This is a genomic window from Alteromonas sp. W364, from assembly GCF_031846205.1.
Lineage (GTDB): Bacteria > Pseudomonadota > Gammaproteobacteria > Enterobacterales > Alteromonadaceae > Glaciecola > Glaciecola blandensis.
The window spans coordinates 578,232-600,188 of record NZ_JAVRID010000002.1 but is presented as its reverse complement, the minus strand read 5'-3'; the positions used below and the strand labels follow the sequence as shown (position 1 = coordinate 600,188).

Here is a 21,957-nt window from a genome sequence, read left to right as displayed (position 1 = left end):
CACTGCGGGTGTGCGTAATGGCAGCGTAAGCGCCACCGCCACCGATCCCGAAACCGGCGTATCTGCGCCCGTAACGATTCCTATTACCCTTACCGTCGAGCCAGAAATATTCACGGTGATAACAAGCGTTTCATCAATAAACGCAATACACGAAGTAGGTCAGAGTTCATGCCCTCAGGTTCTTGCTGATATTGAAATTTATGTGAGTTCTAACGAGGAATTTGAACTATCAAATATCACTATCAGCAATGACTTTAATTCCATCATTGACTTTATTATTAGCCCCGGCGGACTGTCTGACACTCAGTTCATGAGAGTAGAATTCAACTGCAACGATGCAACTAGCATCGTGCGTACAGGTGAAATCCAAGCGACAATAACAGGCACCGTTGCTGACCAAGTTGAAGACCTTGTAATACCGATAGAACTTCAGGTTACTGATTTAAATGCATCCCCAGACAGAGAAGTAATAAATAAATCACAAGAACATAAGGGGAAGTTTTCCACAGGTAGCAATAGACAATCTCAAGAGTTGAATAACAAGAGTAAATCTTTTGAAGAAGTGCTCATCATCAAGAGTACTGATGAGCCGACATTCGTTGAACTCAATATGCAAGACACTAAAAAAAGAGAAAATAGCGTAAATGACATTGAGACTCTCGATTCAAATGTAAAATCTGTTGTCCCTTCTATCGAAGAGCAAAGAACTAATGCGATACAAGGCCAAGTGAGAAGTGAGCCTAGACGCCTGCTAAACAACACCAATCGCTCAATAGCACTTGAACCCGACTTTGATTTACCAAATGATATTGGTCAAACCAGAGAGCAAGATTTAGAAATTCTTTCTGAATCATTGAACAACCCACAGACCAGCTCGCCCGAAGAAAGTAATTTAGGTTTAAGCGAAACCAACCAGCCACAAGATGACCAACTTGATAACTCCTCGTTAGGAAACCCATTTCAAAGCCAGAACTTAACTAATGGTGGCTTTGTGGTTCATCAGAATCAAGAGCTTGTCGAATTAAATAACAAGCAGGAAGAGAAGGCACTAAAACCAACAACATTGACGACTGAACGATTACAAGCAAGAAAACTTAGAGCCAATAAACTTAGTGTACAAACACTGCAGTCCAACAGACTGAGTGCAAAACGTCTCGCTGAACGTAAACAACAGCAGCCCTCAAATATCGATAAAAAATCGAATGAGCGTAGTAAAAGGCTTCAGCAAACACAAAGTCAAAACGAAGAAATATTGAAGAACAGCATTGTTGAGAAAAAACGGATTGAGCGAGCAAAACGCTTAGAAAAGATAAAACAAAAAACAGACTCAAAGCGCAGTGAGAACAAGAAATGATAAAGCGACGCAATCCAATCGAACTAGTTTTTGTAACACTAGTACTTTCAATACAACTATGTTTGATATTGATGCAAAACGCGTTTGCGCAAGCACCTGATTGGCTTTTAGACAATGCACCACAGGCAGTTGATATATCACTTTCTCATGATGGAGGATCATGGTTGGTCGGGCTTGATGGCTACCCATATAAGTGGGACAGTGCAAACAGTCAGTGGAAACGTTTTGGTAATATTGGTCAACTTTCTCGTATTGATGCTAACAACGGCTATGTAGCGGCAATTGCAACGAACGGAAAGGTGTACTTGTCACTTTCTAATACCGCTGTTTGGACAGATTTAAATATTACTGCGAGTGATATTAGCCTAGGTGGCGGTTTTATTTGGCTGGCTGGTGCGAATAATTCAGAATATTTTGACTCTGTGCTCAGTGGCCAATTGCGCGAACGAATGATAAGCGATGGCGAACTGAGTCAGGCAATTTCTTGGCAAATCATTGAAGGACAGCTCGAACGACTCGACTCAGATGGAAACGCTACGCTATGGGGTTTAGATGCTAACAATCAGCTATTTTATTTTGCAGATGCACAATGGAGGCAAACCCCACTATCTCCCTCCGGTATCGATGTAGGAGCCGGTAAAAATGGTAGCGTGTATGTCGTGATAAGCCCTGAAGATGCCACTTTAGGTGGTGGTAAAATTTCTCGGCGTAACCCAATAACCGGCATTTGGTCCAGCGTTGTTGGCAGAGCGCTTAACATATCCGCGGGCGAAAACGATGTTGCCTGGGGAGTGAACAGTTTTAACTGGTTAATTTCATCCACGTTAACTCCTATTCGCACAATAACAACTGACGACAATAACGGTGAAGAGCAATACACCTTACAAATGATTTTGGGTGACAACTACGAACTCCCCGAAACCTTAGCCGACATTCCCGTGAGCGATATTTCAAATAGTAATGGCGTGACTGTCGGTCGAACGATGCTTAATGGGCTGCCAACAAAACTGGCTATATACACTCCTTCTAATACTAACATCCCCAACCTTTTATTCGGGCACGACACATTTTCGATCGCTGATTACGTACCTGATTTACAAGATTCTGGTGTGTCCGATTTGGGGCGTATTCTCAATGCAGTCATAATGTGGGTTCCGAATGAAAACATCGAGCTATTGCCAGCGCAATCTGCAGCAGACACTTTAGCCTCCTATTTCCAGAATGAAAAGCTCAAAACTCATCTTCCACTTACCTCCCTTGAATTAATAGGTGAGCTCGATTTGCAGGCTATACCCGAGGGCTCGAGCCTTGCAAATCTTTTTGAACTCAGCGACTTAATATTAACGATAGAAACCGGGTTACCAAACACTCTGTTCACTAATGTCACTTACAGCGAGTCACCAGCCGCTCCTATTGTTTCAGATTCAGAGCGTACCGTTGACGATCTTGTTCGACTTTATGGCGAAGAAATAAAACAGCCCATTACCTTGTACGCCAGTGCACAAGCTTTAGAAAATAAAAAAATAGGCCCTGCTGTTATTTCTAATGCTGAATGGCAATTGTCTCTTGATGATAACGTGAGTCTTTCGTTTATTTCTGCGCTTACTTTTCCTGTAGAAGGCAGCAATGAAAGTATTGTTAGTGATTCAATCGTCCGCTATCAACATGCTGAAAAAAGCCTTGTGATCACAGGCCGTGTGAATGCCAATGAAGTTGCTAAAGTGGCTAGTCACAACGCTGTTGCGATTGCCGACTTGGATATCAATGGTGAGTATTTCTTTGAATCAGCCGACCAGACTGAGAGTAATTTCAGTTTAGATGGCTTCGGACAGTTTAAGTCTGCACAAGATCTCGAACGCCAAATAAAACTCAGAGTAGAGCTCGCACTCGCCAAAAACAACAGCACTGTGATCCCGAGTTTGTACCTAGAAACGGGGTTAACCTTAGCAGATGTGTTTGGTGAACAAATACCCGTGCTCGGCAATATTGAATTAAGAGATATTACACTCAGCTCAGACTTATTAATGGGTTCTGTAAAAATAAATGGTAAAAATGTAAAAGTTGCCCGTTTTGCCAATGATTCACTTAGCTCGCCGCTTGTAGCACTGATGCATGAGGACCTCGCAATTAAAACATACGTGCCCGAGTTAAATGACACGCCTTTTGCTGGCCTTTTGTTTAGCCAATCGGTTGTATTTGGAAGACAAGGAAACGACGATGGAGAAGTATTTGAAACACGTGAAGATCTGCCGGATATTTTGAGGCCTTATCTTCAAAGCAATTTTGATTTATTTCCTTTAACCATTGAGGACGGCATTAGTGCTATCGCTTTTCATGACCCAAATAGTGAGAACAAAGCCACAGAAGAAACTCAGGAAGCATTGAGCACCTTAGGTGTGCCTGAACAAGGCTACTTAGCGAGAGCTTACTTCGATGCTGACATGTTATTACAAGCGATTTATGAGGAAACGAATCAACCAGAAGATAACGCTAGTTCTGATACAGAAATCGGCGCTTCGGCGAACAAGGCGGAAAATCTCGGTGATGTTCTCGCCGCTCTCCCAAAGTTTGATTTTGAGATTGAGTTTCAAGTCTCAAATGTTGAAATACCTCGTCTTGATTCTGTGCTAAGCCTTAGTAATTCTGCTATTAACATACAACGTAGTGGTGAGAACTTCCGAGCGAGACTTATAACTGGTATGGAAGTGAGCTTACCGGTGGAAGAAGATCCTGGTATCGCATTAGCAATGCTAGGGGCCATAGAGCTAGGCTGGGATGAAGAGGCCCTCTCAGTGTCAATTGCTGGTTCGACAATTGTAGATAGAAATTCGGCACGGGAACTCGGATTAAGTGCATTGGCCAGCTTACCTGAAGCCGACGCAACCCCTGATTTTGACCCCCAACTACAAGCAGGTTGGCAGAATGTTTTTGGGATTCCACAATTTACCCTTCTGCAAACAGCATTCACCACGGAGTTTTCGATCGCAGCCGATAGTAATCTCAATACGCCACCCGAGGTGCTCACTTCGAAGTTCTTCGGCGTCGGTTATATAGGGAAACAAGCGGTAAGTGCCGATGGTGCAGTCACGCTCAGTCTAAATGCAAATCAAGACGGCTATGATTTTGAAGATGCATATTTTAGCGTGCCAGGACCTGTTTTTATTTCTAAACTTCCCGGTCTAGAAAAAGTCCCGAAGGCAAGCGAAATGTCTTTACGAGATATGTATATTTCGACACAAGCGTTTTACGGCAACCTTGACTGGGAAAGTGAAAATTCAGGAGGCGCATTCTATCTGGTAACACCAGAATCAGAAACCTCTGTAGTTAAATCGACTGTGGAAAACACCAACCAAGAAAGTCCACCAACTTCTGAAAGTCCGATACAGGGTACTGCCTTTGAACTATACGCGCGCCTAGACCAATTTAATTTAAGTATGCTCGAAACTAGCGTTGATAAAATAGATGGCCTAGTGGAAGTTGCCGGTATTCCTAGCTCAATATGGGAACAGCAATTAGGTCCGGTCGTTATCGCTTTGAGCAACTTGGAGCGCAGAGATTTTACCCTAAACGAACAACAACCTACTATGTTAAGTCGCTTATTTACCGGCACACCCGACTCAGCAATACCTAGCCAAAAGTTGAGCGTATTAGACCTGAACGAAAGCGCAGTGTTAGCGAAGGGTATGACAGTCTTCAGCATGTTTGATCCTAATAGCACTCTTAGCGCTGACATTAGTGCGATCTTCGATACGATTGGTTTAACTGCGCCTATTTCAATGATTGGGGCTATCGAACAGCACGACAACGGAAATTATGAGGCTCGCTTCACCGCTGCAACTGAGGTAATTGTGCCGAACTCGACAATCGACGTACTCGGTATTAAGCCTATATTTGGGCCATCCAAATTATTGATTAGTACATTTGATAATGGTGAGTTTGGCTTGGAGACCAGCGCCAAAATTACGTTAGGCAGTGAAGAAATTGAAATGTTCGGCTATCGAAAATTCGCCAATGATAGCGAAGGAAATATCGTTGATGATGATTGGCAGTTCAGAGCGCCAGGGCCAGTTTTGGTCGGTGGTTTGCCCGGTCTAGGTGAGCTACCAGTGCTTAAACAATGGGAGTTGAGCAACCTAGTTTTTGAACCGAATAGCATCACCGCGCAAATGTCTTGGCCAGAACAGGGAACAGGCGGCATTATATACTTGCAACAAGACTTCGCTGGGAATATGCAACTGTCAGGGCGAGTTGATTACCTTACACCATCGATGTTATACACTGATTTGGCAAAGAGTCATATTGACCAGCAGTTGTCGCCTGCTTTCGTTGCATATCAACCAAAGACACCAAGTAATATACTGCCAATTAACGCAGATCTTCCAGCACCATTGCAAAGAATGCTATTAGGCGATAGCCAATCTATTCGTGAATATCAACAGCAAGCTTTATTGCCCTTAGATGCAAATTTAAAAGTCGTTAAAGGTCTAACTTTATTAGGCTTAAGCGATGTTGACACATTGAAAGAATCAGACCTTCTGGCGCCTATTTTTGAAGTGGTCGCTATCACAGATTCAAGCCTACTGATGTCTGGCACTTTCGAAATAGCTTCAGATGACAAACTAATTTCAGAGGCAGAATTTACCCTAGGCGCGTTGGAAATTCCTAATATTCCAAGCACTAGCATTACCTTCACGTCAGCAGCAATCAATCTGAACAATATAGAAAACAACGTGGCCACAATATCGTCATTCGCCACTGTGACGCCACCACTTCCAGTGGATCTGAGTTTACCTATGAAAGGTTCTATTTCCTTTGAAGACAATCAAGATGGTACATTAATTTCATATGACCTAATGGTGATTGATAACGCGGAAACAGACTACAAAATTTCTTCTGAAGGTATTTGGAAAAACCCACCCTTAATTCCTAATTTAGAGGTCAGCGACCTTGGATTCACTGGCGAAATTCTAGTAAGCGCGAGTAATAACGTTGAAAATACGTACACATGCTCTTTAGTAGGAAAAAGCAAAGTAGACAAAGTAGAAGCAAAAATAGCAGTAGACCTCTGCGGTGGACGTGAACTATCAATGGCTCTGGAGGATCCTAATTACGACCCGATCATTTATGTTGAAGATGAGGTTCGTTTTTCAACCCTACTTCGCAAAGCGACTGGGTTCATTGACAACTACACCGGTTCTGGTTCGAAAGAGGATCAGGAACTAGCCTTGGAGCAATTGCTCAATACCGTCGGTGATGTTGCAATGAGTGAAATTCTAATCTCTAACAAGGCAATGGCGGGTAACATTGACCTTAATATTGCAAACACCACTAGCTTAGTTGGTTCAGCAGCGGTCGCTTTCGACGGCGACCAATTTGCTCTTTTTATCAGAAACAATCAGCCTTTAAGCATTGGAAACATGTTAACTGAGCCGCTTCCTCCCTTAGATCAGATCACTTTGCCTCAAGGCGTTTTTGCGATTAGTACACAACAAGATGATGATTTTGATTTAGGTGACCTACCTATTAAAGTATTTGATGACATATTTGGCGGTCTCATTTCTCCTGAAAAAGGTAAGAAACTGAGAGTAACAGATGGCATTACTTTGTTAAGTAAATCCAACACAGATGAATTGCCTCTTGGCATAAAACAGGCCGTGCAAACCTTTGGTATTTCTGGAGACTTTATTATCGGTGGTGGTTTGGGGGGCGTGTTTGGCGGTCCACCTTCAATCAATCTTTATGTAGCGCTTGGTGAGGTTGATGCTCCCCTACCTGATTTTGCGGGAGAAATCATCGAAATCAAGGATGCCGATGTAGAACTTCAAATGACAAACCTAGGTCCTGGTCAAGAAACCGAAGTAACATTGAGTACAGAAGCCACGCTGAAAATGCCACGTATAGACAAACCTGGTATACGCGAGAGCATTGATACAACTATTGGTGTTGGTTATGCCATGGGCGGCGATACAGCAGGCAGTCTCAGTATTCAAGCCATGGTTGAAGGTGAATGGCTAAATCCAATGGGCTTTCAAGATTTTGCACTCACAAACACTTCGGTTTCCATTGGTGTAGCTGGCACTGGAACAACCGTCGCGATAAACAGCGAAGAAGCTGTTTTTAAAGACAAACGTTTTGTTTTTGATTTGGACACCGCGTGGGTTGGTGGTGCTCCCTCTCAGCTTTCTGTTCAATTTGCCAAATCGCCTTCAATGGAAGGTGATTTAATTATTTCGCCTATCATTCAAGCAGAAATAGTGAATAGCATATTCCAAGTCGCACTGAAAAGTGGCTCGTCATTAGCGGAAAATATTTTCTCAGTGCTTGAGTCAGAAACCTTCCAAATACCCGGGCCAATAGGACAAGGCAGCAATACAATTTTAAATTCAGTTGATGCGTTAGTATCACTTTCTAACAAAATTGGACGCACATCTGACAGCATGGTGAATGCATTCAAACATTCACCCCTTGGAATGATTGGTATTAAAAACCCGAATATTTATTTTGTAACACCGGGGAATAGTTTACCTGCACGAGAAGGTGTAGAGAGACCGCCACTTGGTCTCGGACTGATTGCGTTTGGTGATATGGTCTTGCATGCTGGCAATATAAATGCTGAGCTTGCTAGCGGTGAATATAGGATCAATTTAAAAGATGGCTATTTGATCAGTGGAGAGATTACACCACCGGCACCATTCAGTGATTCATTTTTAAGTGTGACCGGTCGACAATCAATACTCACCTTTTCCCCTGCAGCCCTCAGACTAGCCGGAAACCTTCAACTACCGGACTCTTTGCTCTCTGGTTTTCCTGTTTTAGCTGAAGGCCACTTCGATTTTGAGCGAAGTGATTTTAGTGCTGATACTGAGGTAAACGCGGCGATAAAAATAGGGGGAGGTCTTATCGAGAGGGAAGCTTATTTCAAAATTAGCGGCAGTCAACTTCAAGTCTACAGTTCACCAAAAGGTTGCATAGATGTGCCTATCGCATTGGACGGTTCGTTCAATGTTACCAAAGCGAGCGACGCATCAAAGATACTAACAGTCTCTGAATTCCAACTACCAAGCGCAGCTGATCTGCTCACCTGCCCCGAGTCAATGTTGGAAATTTGGCAAGATTTTAGAGATAACCCAACGGCAACACCTATGTTAGCTGCTGGCGCAGTGCTTCAAGCGAGTGAAATGCTATTAGATCAACTACCTGACAATGAAGCAACTCGCCAACTATACCAAGGCGTCGCTGCGGTAGAAGAAGCATTAGGAATAACAGCTAATGCAATTGAGAATGTAAATGATACAGCGAATGATGTTATCAACAGCATTCCTGGAACTGGATATCTTGGGGATGGTTTAGATCAAGTCGCTGATTTTGCAGGGGACATTCCCGGCTTAGATTTAGCCAATCAAATAGCTGCGCAGGCAGCTGCAGAAGCAATTCAAGCAGCTTCTCAATTAGCTGGAAGTGCGCTGGCATTACTAGGTGGCGATCCATCAGCCTTTGCCAGTGGATTAGGTGCAGCGGCATTAGACCAATTTGCTAATGTTGCAAACTTTGCAGACGCAGGCATTGGTGCTTTAAGTAATTGGTTTGGCTCGGGCCGAAACTATTGCAACGTGTTAATAGAAAATATGCGTGATGACAATATTGCGCCTGAGAGCAGCTTGCGAGCAAAAGCGCTATGGACGCCCTTTGCTGAAATTTGGAAAGGCAGTGCAGAGGCCAAACAAATACAAGATCTAGATATTAGTGTCAGAAATAGAATGCGTAGTGATCTCGAGGCCCTATACTATGCTTCAGAGCCTTGGAACCAAGTTGCATTACGAATTGATAGTGAGCTAACCCAAGCATATGTTCGCGGCTATCATGAAGCTAACGTGAACGGACTACCGTTCACGACAAATACCTTATATACAAATACATGGCCACTTGTCTCGGAACTAATCAAACGCGAAAACAAACTGCGCAAACGCGCTCACATACATGCACTAAGTGTTGAAGAGACCCTTGCTCGCTTAAAAAGCTGGGCGGAAATCAGTAATTTCGATCCGAATGCTGACTACCCCGGTTTCCGTTGCGAAAAACAAAGAGCAGTTGTCGACTCTATGCAAGCTGCCGTAGCACTCGGCATACAAGTCACTCATAACAACTCCATAGCCACTGATTATCTTACCTATAATCAATTGCATGGCGCATTAAATTCAGTTGGGACCATAGCGAGCAATATGAGAACGGCAAATGCCAATTCAATCCAGCAGCTGGTTACTTTGCAAACTGAAGCAATCACAAGAAACATTCGATATTTGGCTGATTTGAAGGGCAAAATGGAACTATCTCTGCGAATGCTAGAAGCAAAAGCCGAAACGGATGAGGCATCTCTTCAACAAATTACTGAAAAAGTAAGCGAAGCGGAAACTGCAATTGAAACCTTTTTCAATGAATCAGTAAAAGTGGTATCAGAGGGCAGCGCTATGCACCCTGATATTGATGTAATCGGATTAGTAGGCAATGCCTCAAAAAAGGTCGAAGAAGCTTATCTGGCTGGCATCACTGCCCTACTAAATCGTTTGAATCAACCGTGGTCAAGTACTACTGAAATGACCATTATGGTATTACCATATTCTGACAAGTGCTTACGAAGCTTTTATCGCTCTGATAACAAAAACCCATTATTTGTTAGCGATTGTCACGAGGGGCTGCAACAGGTGCTACAGGATGTAGAGTCTGGCGTGGCTACCAATCTAAATGCAGGCAGTCAATTGTTAGATACAATCCGTATTAACGCGGTGACATATGAACAAAGAATCGTGGAGGACTTGCGTTACCAATTTTGGTTATGGGAGCCTGAAGACGAGGACGGCATTACTCGAGTCGCCACGGCGCAAAGCATGCAGAGCCCGCTTGCTACATATTGCTTGGGAGTACCTCACGCTTTTGCTCCTCCTGTAGACGATCCAGTGGTCGAAGCGACTCCTTGTATCAGTAAAGATACTTCTCAACATTGGCAGAAACTAGAAGATGAAGGTGGGCCTTCTTACTTCCGCTTAAAATCAACGGACACCGGCTTATGCGCTACTTGGAATGGCTTAAATGGTGTAAATGCACTAGTGCTGAAGGAGTGTAACGAAAGTAATAAGGCGCGTCAGGTAATGACGGCGGGTTGGCCTGTCAGAGTTGCTGAGCATGAGCCAAAGCTATTGAGTGAGAACAACAGAACTATTTATGCATGGAAAAATTTCGACAATAGCCGCTGCATTCAGAGAATACCAAGCAATTCAAACAATTTTGAAGTTGCAGCGACCAGTTGCAATTCACTGAAGACTAATTTGCCCGCTGCGGCAAGCCTTGGCTTTATGTCACAAAAGAACAGCGCAAACCAATGGCAATTTACTTATCAAAAGAATGGTCAAGAAAAATGCTTGGTTAGCACAAATATTAGAGTTAATTATTTCAACTACACGGCACGAGAGGGCGATAGGATTATTGGCTTAGGAAGCTGTGATATTGAAGAAAGCTATTTTAATATTGATAAATCTAACATTGTTGGAGAATCTACTCAGCGCAAATACAAGATAAAAACAGCCTTTGGGGAAGAGCTATGTATGGAAGTGAATCAGCCTACCTACGGCTCAATGGCTTATTTACATGAAATCCCGTTGCGCCTTTCGCAGTGCAGTGAAAGCCGCAACGATAGGCAGCTCTTCTATCCAATCGAGATCCTACCGACAGGACCTGAGCCAGAAGTTTCCAATAGCACACTGAGTGGTGAGGTTGTGGTTAAAATAGGCGACCAAGGAGATCAAATAGGCGCAGGCTATACTGCAGTGGTATTAATGCAAGGGACTCAAACACGTTATGTTGTTGCCAGCGACCAATATGGAGAGTTTACCTTTAGAGGCATCCTACCCGGAAACTATACACTCAAACCTATTTTTGATTGGAAAGTGAAAGCGACTTCAAATTCTAGAATATCGGTATCGGTGCCCGCAAATACAAATGTTATAGGTAAAACGGTCGAAGTCAGTTCTATTTTTAGAATATTGGGCAATATCAGAATACAAGATGAGAATGGCGTAAGAGGCTTAGCGAACCACAAGGTATCGATACGCATATCAGAGACGTCCAGCATTTCTGTATTGAGTGATGAAACGGGGTCATATCGATTCGTTGATCTACCAGAGGGTGAATATACTATTGAGGTTGATAGTGTGGGCTACGACGTGATTAGACCCAACGCCAAAGAGATTCGCGTTGAAATAGAAGGTAAAAACAGCTTACAAAATAATTTTCGGATCACACCTAAAAATTAAGTATATTGAAAGCCAAAGTAACAAACTATTTGTTACAGGCATAAAAAAAGGTGAAAACATCCGGTTTTCACCTTTTTCCAAGAATTTCGAGCTTCCTTCTCAGCGTTCCGTTGCTAAAACATCATCCAGATAAAATCCTTTACACCCCTTTCCTTTTTTTCCCACTCATCCTAAGCAGGCTACACTCCTTGTGTAGGTTCCTTTTTCCATGATATCCGTTTGTTACGTAAGTCCTTCCTACGTAAAATCTTCGTCCTGAAGTTGTCCTTTGTCTTCCCTATCCTGAGAGCTTCTTCCTGAAACCTTCCATTACCTTGACGATTTCTTCCTGAACTCGTCTCCTTGAGGTGGGTTTATATTAGCAAGGGGGATTTCTTTTACTATCGATGAAATAAAATATTTACATTTCCGGTCGTTTATTTTTTATACTGACAAATTTAACCCCATGTTTTATATGCGTTAATTTTTCGGCTGCAGAAAAAGAATGTAGTACAAAAGCACTTTCGCTCACACGCTTGTAAGAAATGTCGTACAAGCAGTATCACCTTTTATCCCTTAAGTTTTTTACGGAACATCACTTTGCCAGTGATATCGCCCACTTCTAGTTCTTTTACTAACTCAAACTGGCCATCAACGAAGAACGAAAGACATTTAGGTAGGGTCACAAATACGCCAACGCCTTCTGTTTTATTGTCTTCTTGAAGCAAACCAACAATCCCGCGCATCAAGATATGCCCAAGACCAATGTCTTGATGATCTGGGTGAACACCAATAAAAGAAAGCATGTGATAGTCTTTGGCAGGGATGCATTCTCTTACCTTTTCTTCTTTTGAGATCATTTGCTTAGTGCCAAGGAAGCCGGCAGTGAGTAGCATCTTCAGACGCCAGTGCCAATAACGGCCAGCTCCAAAAGCAGCATCCGGGCTGATTAAGCATGCAACAGCGAGTAGACGCCCATGCTCAAACAAACCAATCATAGGCTGCTTACCATCCCAAAAAGCATTCAGCTCTTCGCGTATGGCTGAGCGTAAGCGATTCTCATAACCTTCTCTCTCAACTTCAAAAATGTCATTAAAGAGAGGATCGTCAAAATAAGCATTGTATAGAATCGACGCAGCTACTTTTAGGTCGTCGGCGCCTAGGTAACATGCTCTGATTTCATCTATTTCGGGCTTGTAAGCGGCAGTTGTCATACTTCATTCCTTTATATCGTTTCGGTCTGCTGACACTTATACAATAAAACATTTTGGGAATTACGCTAACATTTATTTAACAATACGATGAGAAAGTGAATGCAAAACGATCTACATCAAAGAAAAAAGCCCTCAAGCAAGGGAAGCTGAGGGCAAAAGAGCGAAACGCTCTATCGGCATTGCATGTACAAAGCCATGGTGTGATGACCAATTGGCCATCATGCGGGAAAGGGTCCGAGGACCTAAATGTATTTTTGGACGACTGATTCACCAAATCCAACAAGTTCACCGTTAATAAAAACAAGCGGTGTACATTCGTCTTTCGTGGTCATACTGTCATCATGTATACGTTGAGTTCGATAGTATAAAACTTGTACTTTCTCACCATTGCTAGTGGTCAGTTCTGTAAAGTCTGCTGCACCTAAGGTGTCAATGATACGCTCTTTAGACACGCCTAAGTCTAGTTCAGAGATGTAGTTGCGGTTCTTTGCTTCACGCTTTTCCCAGCTTGAACCATAAGAATAACCACTCTCATCATCGCCTATCGAAATTACGCATCCGCCAAGAAGTAAAGAGCTAGCCATAATGCTTGAAAGAAGAAGTGCTTTCATTTTTTCATCCTTTTGAGTTTGTTTTGTAAAACGTTCAATTTTGAACGTTAATTAGTTTTATAGAATTCTCTTAAACAAATATTGGACCAACAAGTAAATCGCCAACATCATCAATAGCTTACGCTAAATTTTATGAATTCAGCCTGAACAAACTCTTTTAATTACCCTAAATATTCGTCAAACTCGCTAACAAATTGGTTTATTTCCTTAATGATATTCAAGGCTTATTCGCCCGGGAAAACAAAGAATGAATTCTGATATACAAATGGTCGTCAATATCTGCATCGAACTTAGTGAAAAAGGAAAGCAACCGAGTGTCGGTATGATAAAAGCCAAATCAACAACTCCCCTACCTATCCCATTGATAATCAAAGGTTTAAGTTACTGGAAAGAAAACAAAGATTCGCTAAAAAAAGTCATGATCACCAATGAAATCAAAGGTGGGCAATCATCTAATAAAGATACCGCAGAGAGGTTAAAAACGCTTGAGCTGTTAGTTAAACAGCTCGCGACGCAAGTTGAGCAAGGAAACGAAACAATTGAAACATTGCAAGACCAAGTTACAGACTTGCAACAACAGGTCGCGGTGTTAGGCCAGAAATAAAGGTAGCAATGTCTGGTGCCAATACTTCTTGCGGTACTTTGCCCACCTGCTCTAGCATGACATTTCCCGTTTTTACGTCTAGGCTAATAATGAATTCTTCCTGATCAGTAGTGGCAAAGAACAAAGTGTCGTCTTGCTTGAGTCTTCTTTTCATCAACACATGGGCAATCAGATTCTTTTGCAAGCGTTCAAAGTCATCTTCATTCCAAACTTGAATAATATCTAAATCACCACGCTGTGCCCTCGCTGGCAAATCGTGGCTAAAGTAGCGACAAAAAAGAGCAGACAGTTGAGGATCGATGTCTATCTCAAGGGCACTGGCGAGGTTATCTAAATTCAAATTCGCATCTCTTTTCACCGGTTTCCAAGGCACTTCTGAACCATTTGCCATTGTTTCTAATGATTCTTCACTGAGTTGTATACAAGGAGATAACCAATCACTGTCAAACTCTGTCATCATTAGACTATCGCCATTGCCTATTAGGTCGATATAAGCAGTATGAAATTGTTCAAGCGAAGAAATGAGTGCATCAGCAGAATTCGTAGACATCGTTTTTTGTTGCCATAGTTAATGATATTGAGCATTTATGATAAATTACACGTAATCTTAAGTACACCGACAATATTGTCATACAAAGCTAATTTACCTTTTGTCAGACAGAGCGAATCGGATTTTAAGTACACAACACTCATAAAATTAAGCTGCCAATAGGAGACATCTTTGGACCACCTAACACTGGGGAAATCAGTATCATACTCACAAGAATATGATAATAGCTTACTACAAGCTGTACCTCGTTCACTGAGCCGTGATGCAATTAAATTACCATCAGAGCTGCCTTTTCATGGAAGCGATATCTGGAATGGCTACGAATTGTCATGGCTCAACCTAAAGGGTAAACCGCAAGTTGCCATCTTGCGTTGTGAGGTCCCTGTCACTTCACCTAATCTGATTGAATCAAAATCATTTAAGCTTTATTTAAATAGCTTTAACCAAAGTAAGTTTGGCTCACTGCAACTCGTTGCCGAAACGATAGAGAGCGACTTATCGCAGTGTGCTGGAGAGAAGGTTGAAGTCGTTGTTATTCCCTCATCGAAATTTTCAAGTATCGAGTTTGGTCTATTTGAAGGCAAATGTATTGATGATTTGGATATTGAAATAACTGATTTCGATATTAGCCCCAATTTATTGAGGACTGAAAACATAGCTGTTGAAGAGACTCTAGTGAGTCACTTATTAAAATCAAATTGTTTAATTACCAATCAACCCGATTGGGGTAGCATCTTGATAAAGTATGCCGGCAACAAAATAGACGAAGATGGTTTGCTACGATATTTGATTTCATTCAGACAACACAATGAATTCCATGAGCAATGTGTAGAGCGTATTTATTACGACATACTTCAAATGTGTAAACCAGATAAGCTAACGGTTTATGCTCGTTATACACGTCGAGGTGGCTTAGATATTAACCCTTTCCGTTCAAATTTTGAGACCACCTATGCTGATGCAAGGTTGGCTAGACAATAAGGCTACCGTTATGACCGAAGTTTCGCCTAAAAAACAATTGATGATTGCTCGTCAGTATTTAGACAAGCTTTCTATTTTTATTGTGAGCATGGCGAACTTCTATCAAGGCGCTAACCCTCGCCTAGATGAAGAGCTTTCGCTATTGAAAAAGCAGTTATCTGGGAAGCCTAACTATGATGCAGCTACAGAAATTACCAGCAAACTAAACGCTAACCTGAAGAAAGATACAAAATTCTTTAAACAGCGCAATTTAGACTCGGTATCACACCTTCAAAATGCACTCAAAAAACTCAGCAATTTAAAAGGTGTTTCACCAGACGTACGCAGTGAAGTCAGCGACTTCCTTTTGTCATTATCTCCAGATAAAAATGCGGTTGTCGCGCCTCTTGCTCAGTTCGAGAAAGCATTGGGCTTATATAACAAAGCGCTACAAAACAATGATACGGGTAGCACCACGTTATCATCAGAACAACTTGCTCTACATGAGAGAATAACTCAGGAACTCAAAGAGCTGATAGCGCCTTTTTATGTGGCAAATAAAACAGATAAAAATCTAAAGGAAATTCATCAAAAACTGACCAAAGGTCTCGATCAGAAAGAACTTTTAGAGTGTTGTTTAGTCCTTATTCGTTTTGTGATCCGTGATGTGATTAAAGAAGCCAGTGCAACAAGTCGCCTAATCAACACGCTTCACAAGTCACTAACGAGCATTAACGACAACATCAAAACGACGATTTCAGATTCAGAAAAGCGTCAAGAAAAAAGAGAGCAATACAATGCTGATATTAATGAACAAATATCAGTCATGGAAGGTGTGGTTAAAGACAGTGACGCTCTGGATGATTTAAAGCTTCAAGCAACAGCACACCTGGAGAAAATGCAGGTCTCTTTGGCCAAATCTGCAAAAGCTGAACAACAAGAACAAAAGGCGACTATCGCGCTAATGAAGCAAATGCAAAAGCGCGTAGAAGAATTAGAAGCGGAAGCGGTGACACACAAACAGAAGCTATTTACCCAACGTTCGGCGGCGCTTTCCGATCAATTAACTAAGCTTCCGAATCGCATGGCCTATGAAGAAAAAGTACAACTAGAGGTACAACAAGCCAAAGAGAAAGGCCACAACCTTTGCATTGGCATTATGGATATTGATCACTTCAAGAAAATTAACGATACCTATGGCCATACGGTTGGCGACAAGACCCTTCAAGTGATTGCCAAGCATATTCGCCAGTATTTGCCCGCTGATGACTTTGTTGCCCGTTGGGGCGGAGAAGAGTTTGTGCTACTTCTGCCAAGCACTTCGCTTGAAAAAGCCTATGAAAAAATTGAGATTATTCGCAAAAAAGTGGCAGGACTCCCATTTAAGTTTAAAGGAGAAAGAGTGTCGGTCACTATTTCTTGCGGCCTTAGTCAGATCGGAAACAAAATCACTCTAGAGCAGGCTTTTGAGCAGGCAGATACCTATTTATACAAAGCCAAAGAAGCAGGCCGAAACAAAACTATTTATAAGGACACTTAATGACCACAGTACAACTCAATCCCGTTGGTTGGATGAGTCAATTATCACAACTCGAAGTCAGCTTACTCCAGCAATCTACAGAAAGTGAATTGTACGATACTTTTCGAAATTGTTGTTTAGCCGTTCTCAATAGCGGCGTTGAAGAAGATAACTATCATAATTTATTTGCCCCCTATGGTGATTTTGATGTGCGTTTGATACGTCGCGAACGTGGCGTAAAAATGGAACTGATTAACCCTCCCGAGGTTGCTTTCGTAGATGGACACTTGATCAAGGGCGTGCATGAGCACTTGTTCGCTGTGCTGCGAGATATGCTATACATGGGCAGTAAGCACAGTGAGGCCTTCAAAAACCTTATTGATGCACCGACCAATCTCACAACACATGTTGTTTTCGATATGCTCCGGCATGCGGATGCAATCCTTCAGGATCAACCAATTAATATGGTGGTATGTTGGGGCGGTCATTCTATTCGTAGCGAAGAGTACAAATACACGAAACTCGTGGGCTATCAGTTAGGTTTGCGCGGTTTTAATATCTGCACAGGCTGCGGTCCCGGTGCTATGAAAGGACCAATGAAAGGTGCCACTATTGGCCATGCAAAACAGCGAAATAAAGGGGGTCGTTACTTAGGGATTTCCGAACCGAGCATTATTGCGGCCGAGCCACCGAATGCTATCGTAAATGAGTTGATTATTATGCCTGATATTGAAAAGCGCCTTGAGGCCTTCGTTCGTATCGCGCATGGCATAGTGATTTTCCCCGGTGGTGCGGGCACTGCCGAAGAGCTCCTATATTTACTAGGCTTGCTAATGGATGACAGGAACAAAGACCAACAAATACCGCTCATTCTGACGGGGCCAGAAAATAGCAAAGGTTATTTTGAAGCGATAGACCAGTTCATTGGTGACACACTCGGTCCAGAAGCGCAGGCAAAGTACACGATTGTTGTCGGTAATGCTGCCAAAGTAGCGACCCTGTTATCTGAACAGAAAGCAAACGTTGAGGCTTATCGTCGAGATAATGGCGATTCAATTAACTTCAACTGGACGCTACACATCTCTGAAGATTTTCAAACGCCCTTTGTACCCAGCCATGAGAACATGCGTACTCTGGACTTGCACCTAGATCAACCCAAAGCCGCACTTGCTGCCACTTTAAGAAAATGCTTCTCTGGTATTGTTGCCGGGAATGTAAAAGCAGAGGGGATCAAAGAGATCCATGATCATGGGCCCTTTGAACTTAGCGGTGACGCAGCTCTGATGCAAAAAATGGACGTACTCCTGACATCTTTTGTGGAACAAGGCCGAATGAAACTTCCAGGCTCAAAGTACGAACCGTGCTACCGAGTCAGTTTGTAATATAAGCCATATGAATATTGGTGATAGGCACTATCTAAGCCTATCACCTTAAGGTAAAATCCACGCCTTAGAACTAAGTCTTTCGCACAGTGAATAACCCCACTGACATTCCGACTAGAAAACACTACAACGACAGAACAACGGAGCTTTTCAAATGACTCAACAACGAATTACCGTAATACGCGGCGATGGTATTGGCCCGGATATTATCGATGCAGCGACCAAAATATTAGACAAAGTCGGCTGCGACTTCGCCTACGATTATGCAGATGCCGGTTTAATGGCCCTTGAAAATCACGGCGAACTTCTTCCTCACGATACACTTGAGTTAATTGCAAAGAATAAGGTTGCGCTCAAAGGTCCATTAACGACACCGGTAGGCGAAGGTTTCACTTCCATCAATGTAAGTTTGCGTAAGCAGTTTAAGTTGTATGCCAACCTGCGCCCTGTACTGTCATTTAAAGGCACTAAAGCGCGTTACGAAGACATCGACATCATAACCGTGAGAGAAAACACTCAGGGCATGTACAGTGGCTTAGGACAAGTTGTATCTGAAGACGGTACTGAAGCTGAAGCGATGAGTAAAATCACTCGTGAAGGCGCTGAGAAAATCGTAGTTTTCGCTTACGAACTGGCGCGTCGTGAAGGCCGCAAGAAAGTAACGGCTGTCCACAAGGCAAATATCCTTAAATCTACATCAGGCTTGTTCTTGAAAGTAGCTAGAGAAGTTGGCGAACGTTATCCTGATATTCAATCAGATGAAATGATTGTTGATAATTGCTGCATGCAATTGGTCATGAACCCACACCAGTTTGACGTCATTGTGACCACAAACTTGTTTGGTGATATTTTGTCAGACTTATGTGCTGGTTTAGTTGGCGGTTTAGGCATGGCGCCTGGTGCTAACATTGGTGAAGACTGTGCGATTTTTGAAGCTGTTCACGGTTCAGCGCCGGACATTGCAGGTAAAAATCTAGCTAACCCTACTTCTGTTATTTTAGCATCTATCCAAATGCTTGAATATTTGAATATGGCAGACAAAGCTGAGCGCATTCGTAAGGCATTGAAAGACGTGATTGAATCTGGTGACCGCACTACCCGTGATTTAGGCGGTGAGCACGGAACTACTGAGTTTACTGATGCGGTTTTGGAGAGATTGTAGGTTTAAATAAGTTTCTTTAACAACCTAGTACTAATGAATTAAAAAAGCTCAACATTTGATTGTTGAGCTTTTTTATTAACGTTCTTGTAAATTAAGTCCTGATAGCTCTTGCATAAGTGTTAATCGAGGTTCCCAATTCAACTTTCGTTTTGCATATGTATTATCTACCGTAAGATCATGCATTAAGCTTGTTTCTAGTTGCTGCTTACGAGTAGCTTTGAAAATGACCCTTAGCAATGTTTTTGGAACACCAACCAATCTCGGTGTTTTACCAAGCGCACCTGAAATTGCAGTAAATAACGCAGAGGTCGATACTGGCTCGTTATCTGCGATAACAAAGTTCTCAATCTGTTTAAGATCCGTATTCGTAGTTGTACAGCAACACATGATGAAGTCGCACAAGTTGGAAATACTGCACAAACTGCGCTCATTTTGAATTCGCCCAAATGGTAAAGGAATATTTGAGTTAGCGAACTTAATCAGCTTTTGAAAGTTGCCTGGTGCGTCTTTACCGTAAATCAACGGTGCACGAATAATAAAGCTTTGCATTTTTGAGCTTGTTGTTGCATCAGTTAACGCTTGCTCAGCGTAGTGTTTAGAAACCGTATAATCGTTAAACGGGTTCGCGGCAGAGTCTTCATTAAAAGGCGATTCATTTGAGCAACCGTTCACACCAATTGAACTCAAGAAAATAAACTTTTCAACCCCCTGTTTCGCAGCGAGTTGAGAAATACGTTGTGTCCCCACATGGTTAATCTCATTTAATTTTTCGGCACTCGCATTTACGGTGTGTGCAAGCCCTGCTAAATGTATAACACAGTCAACGCCGGTTAAATCAACATCAGTATGTTCATTTAAGACGAACCTTTTTGTTTCGACACGCGGATCGACGTTGCTTGTGTCGCGGACACCAACGATTACTTTAAACCCATTACTTAATAATGCGGCAACTAAATGCCGTCCAACGAAACCAGTCGCGCCTGTAACGAATATTGTCTGCGATTTGTTCATGATTAAGTTCCAGTGTTTATCTTATAGTGATTTATCGGTAGAAACCGCGATTACCTTTAATGAAAATATAGAAAAATCTAGTTTGATTTCGCTCCTCATGGATTAGAACGCAAAAACTGGGCCAAGCGCTGTTTTTTTTGAATAGAAAGTTGATTAACCTTTGAACGGTGAGATTTAGCCTTCGCCTTTCTCGAATGCAATTGCTTGTTGATAAACACTAAGAGTGGCTTCTGTCATTTTCTCGACTGTAAAGAAAGTATTAAACCGCTCACGGCCTTTATTTCCCATATCTTTACGTAAAGCCTTACCCGTTAGTAATTGCTGTAACGCAGTGGTAATTTCTTCTACCTGTTTATTTGAAACAAGTAAGCCAGACTGTTCATGCTCAACAGCTTCCTTAACGCCACCCACATCGCTAGCAATGACAGGTAGACCTGCCCTCATTGCTTCTAAGATACTGAGTGGCAAGCCCTCCCAATCAGAAATCAAAGTAAAGATATCAGCTTCAGAGAGAAGGTTTGCAATATCATTTCGCCAACCTAAAAACGAGACTCTTTCATTGAGGCTTAGCTCATCACAGAGCGATTTTACAGTAGTTAAGTCCGGTCCATCACCAACAAACTTTGCCTGCCATTTTAAATCGGTAAGTCCACTCAGCGCTCTAAGTAATAAAGAGAAGTTTTTAGGTTGCTCGAATCTTGCGATCATCAGAATGGTTGGGATTAACGTAGCACTATCTTTTGACTCTCGATTTTGAATCAAGGAGTCTTCTGGCACACCATTCCAGATAACACGGATTTTTGATTCATCAGCTACAGCATGTCTTCCAGCCAGCTTTTTATCGTAATCCGAGACAGTAATTATATTATTACAAAAGTTTGCCATGAACGTTTCTACATATCTGTAGATAGAAGCCCGTAGGTTTGGTACACCCTCGGTGAAAGGCCAACCATGCGCTGTGTAAACTACCGGTAGGTTTAACTTTGATGCAGCCAAGCGTCCTAACAATCCAGCCTTGGCAGAATGACAAGCAACTATATCTGGAGAATAGTCTGCCAATAATTTCTTCAACTCGAAGTAAGCTTTGAAGTCATTTGCTGGAGAAAGCTCTCGTACTAGTGAAGTAACACTTTTGATTGGAATTTTATTTCTTTCAAACACCTCAATTAAAGGACCATCGCCTCCAACAAACACGCACACTTCATGACCTTGAGCAATTAGCGCATTGCTCAAGTCTCTTACATGCGCGCTCGCCCCGCCAAGGGTGTCTGAACGCGTAATTACTTGTGCTATTTTCATTAAAGGCT

The 21,957-nt window shown here is 42.3% G+C and carries 12 protein-coding genes; 7 read left to right on the top strand and 5 right to left on the bottom strand.

Annotated elements, in window-relative coordinates:
- Both RM556_RS05360 and RM556_RS05355 read left to right on the top strand, forming a co-directional pair.
- The coding region (locus RM556_RS05360) for a hypothetical protein (protein WP_311374074.1) at positions 1 to 1,354 on the top strand (1,354 nt) is incomplete at its 5' end.
- Positions 1,351 to 11,658 (top strand): tectonin domain-containing protein, encoded by a 10,308-nt coding sequence (locus RM556_RS05355; protein WP_311374073.1) that lies wholly within the window; start codon positions 1,351 to 1,353, stop codon positions 11,656 to 11,658. The genes RM556_RS05360 and RM556_RS05355, both read left to right, overlap by 4 nt.
- Before the next feature lie 548 nt (positions 11,659 to 12,206).
- Here the strand turns inward: RM556_RS05355 and RM556_RS05350 are convergent.
- Entirely contained in the window at positions 12,207 to 12,851 is a 645-nt protein-coding gene (locus RM556_RS05350) for a GNAT family N-acetyltransferase (protein ID WP_311361496.1), read from the bottom strand.
- Positions 12,852 to 13,093: 242 nt separating this feature from the next.
- On the bottom strand, positions 13,094 to 13,462 hold the full coding sequence (locus RM556_RS05345) for a DUF3192 domain-containing protein (RefSeq protein WP_311374072.1): 369 nt from the start codon (positions 13,460 to 13,462) through the stop codon (positions 13,094 to 13,096).
- A 247-nt stretch (positions 13,463 to 13,709) separates the two neighbouring features.
- Between RM556_RS05345 and RM556_RS05340 the strand changes: the two genes are divergently transcribed.
- On the top strand, positions 13,710 to 14,066 hold the full coding sequence (locus RM556_RS05340) for a hypothetical protein (RefSeq protein ID WP_311361494.1): 357 nt from the start codon (positions 13,710 to 13,712) through the stop codon (positions 14,064 to 14,066).
- On the opposite strand, the gene syd is transcribed toward RM556_RS05340, so the two are convergent.
- Positions 14,023 to 14,616, bottom strand: a complete 594-nt coding sequence (gene syd / locus RM556_RS05335; protein WP_311374071.1) for a SecY-interacting protein — start codon at positions 14,614 to 14,616, stop codon at positions 14,023 to 14,025. The two genes, RM556_RS05340 and syd, sit on opposite strands and share 44 nt — an antisense overlap.
- A 171-nt stretch (positions 14,617 to 14,787) precedes the next feature.
- On the opposite strand from syd, the gene queF reads away from it, so the two are divergent.
- The 4 genes from queF (at position 14,788) to RM556_RS05315 (ending at position 19,639) form a co-directional block, all read left to right on the top strand.
- Positions 14,788 to 15,597: an NADPH-dependent 7-cyano-7-deazaguanine reductase QueF gene (queF, locus tag RM556_RS05330; protein WP_311374070.1), complete on the top strand. Its 810-nt coding sequence runs from the start codon at positions 14,788 to 14,790 to the stop codon at positions 15,595 to 15,597.
- A 10-nt stretch (positions 15,598 to 15,607) separates the two neighbouring features.
- Positions 15,608 to 17,116: a diguanylate cyclase gene (locus tag RM556_RS05325; protein WP_311374069.1), complete on the top strand. Its 1,509-nt coding sequence runs from the start codon at positions 15,608 to 15,610 to the stop codon at positions 17,114 to 17,116.
- Positions 17,116 to 18,477 (top strand): nucleotide 5'-monophosphate nucleosidase PpnN, encoded by a 1,362-nt coding sequence (gene ppnN / locus RM556_RS05320; RefSeq protein WP_311361490.1) that lies wholly within the window; start codon positions 17,116 to 17,118, stop codon positions 18,475 to 18,477. Before RM556_RS05325 ends, ppnN begins: the two co-directional genes overlap by 1 nt.
- A 154-nt stretch (positions 18,478 to 18,631) precedes the next feature.
- A complete protein-coding gene (locus RM556_RS05315) occupies positions 18,632 to 19,639 on the top strand; it encodes an isocitrate dehydrogenase (RefSeq protein WP_311374068.1) in 1,008 nt (335 codons plus the stop codon).
- A 75-nt stretch (positions 19,640 to 19,714) separates the two neighbouring features.
- Here the strand turns inward: RM556_RS05315 and RM556_RS05310 are convergent, their stop codons facing one another.
- A complete protein-coding gene (locus RM556_RS05310; protein ID WP_311361488.1) occupies positions 19,715 to 20,650 on the bottom strand; it encodes an NAD-dependent epimerase/dehydratase family protein in 936 nt (311 codons plus the stop codon).
- A gap of 174 nt (positions 20,651 to 20,824) precedes the next feature.
- Positions 20,825 to 21,949, bottom strand: coding sequence for a glycosyltransferase family 4 protein (locus RM556_RS05305; RefSeq protein ID WP_311374066.1), 1,125 nt, complete (start codon positions 21,947 to 21,949; stop codon positions 20,825 to 20,827).
- Positions 21,950 to 21,957: the final 8 nt, after the last annotated feature.

Coding starts and splice junctions, on each gene's coding strand:
- RM556_RS05355 (WP_311374073.1), top strand. CDS start 1,351: ATGATAAAGCGACGCAATCCAATCGAACTAGTTTTTGTAACACTAGTA.
- RM556_RS05350 (WP_311361496.1), bottom strand. CDS start 12,851: ATGACAACTGCCGCTTACAAGCCCGAAATAGATGAAATCAGAGCATGT.
- RM556_RS05345 (WP_311374072.1), bottom strand. CDS start 13,462: ATGAAAGCACTTCTTCTTTCAAGCATTATGGCTAGCTCTTTACTTCTT.
- RM556_RS05340 (WP_311361494.1), top strand. CDS start 13,710: ATGAATTCTGATATACAAATGGTCGTCAATATCTGCATCGAACTTAGT.
- syd (WP_311374071.1), bottom strand. CDS start 14,616: ATGTCTACGAATTCTGCTGATGCACTCATTTCTTCGCTTGAACAATTT.
- RM556_RS05325 (WP_311374069.1), top strand. CDS start 15,608: ATGACCGAAGTTTCGCCTAAAAAACAATTGATGATTGCTCGTCAGTAT.
- ppnN (WP_311361490.1), top strand. CDS start 17,116: ATGACCACAGTACAACTCAATCCCGTTGGTTGGATGAGTCAATTATCA.
- RM556_RS05315 (WP_311374068.1), top strand. CDS start 18,632: ATGACTCAACAACGAATTACCGTAATACGCGGCGATGGTATTGGCCCG.
- RM556_RS05310 (WP_311361488.1), bottom strand. CDS start 20,650: ATGAACAAATCGCAGACAATATTCGTTACAGGCGCGACTGGTTTCGTT.
- RM556_RS05305 (WP_311374066.1), bottom strand. CDS start 21,949: ATGAAAATAGCACAAGTAATTACGCGTTCAGACACCCTTGGCGGGGCG.